The sequence below is a fragment of the Pseudomonas sp. RA_35y_Pfl2_P32 genome, from assembly GCF_963970735.1.
Lineage (GTDB): Bacteria > Pseudomonadota > Gammaproteobacteria > Pseudomonadales > Pseudomonadaceae > Aquipseudomonas.
Map to the genome: position 1 here is coordinate 1 of NZ_CAXAQF010000288.1, position 472 is coordinate 472.

Annotated in this window: 1 protein-coding gene; it reads left to right on the plus strand. The window is 60.2% G+C overall.

Annotation, left to right across the window (positions count from 1 at the left end):
- The first annotated feature begins 69 nt into the window (after nt 1-69).
- A complete protein-coding gene (tnpA, locus tag AACY45_RS28315; protein ID WP_339527793.1) occupies nt 70-471 on the plus strand; it encodes an IS66-like element accessory protein TnpA in 402 nt (133 codons plus the stop codon).
- Nucleotide 472 lies beyond the last annotated feature (1 nt).

Sequence of the window (472 nt, forward strand, 5' to 3'; positions counted from 1 at the left end):
GCAGATCGATCGTACTCGTCCGAGGACGGCCGTCTTGCGGGTTTTTCCGATCTGTAGCTGACTGTCGGTATGGATATCCTTACTGATAGTCGCCAAGTGCGTCGCCTTGAAATTGTGGAGACTGGTCGGCGTCGGCGCTGGTCGGTTGCCGAGAAGCTGCGGATTGTCGAGGAGAGTTTTTCGGGTCCGCGGCTGGTGTCGGCGACAGCGCGGCATCATGGGCTTTCGAAACAGCTTCTGTTTTCGTGGCGCAAGGCCTATCGCGAAGGACAGCTTGGCGGCTGTCAGGTAGGTGGATTTGTGCCGGCCCAGATTGTGTCGGAGGTCCAGTCGACGACGGAGCGTGCGGCACCGGCGGCGACTGGCACTCTGGAAGTCGTGACCGCGAATGGCCGACGCGTGATCGTGGACCGCAACGTCGATGTTGCGGTTTTGCTACGGATCATGCGAGGGCTGGAGACACTACGGTGAT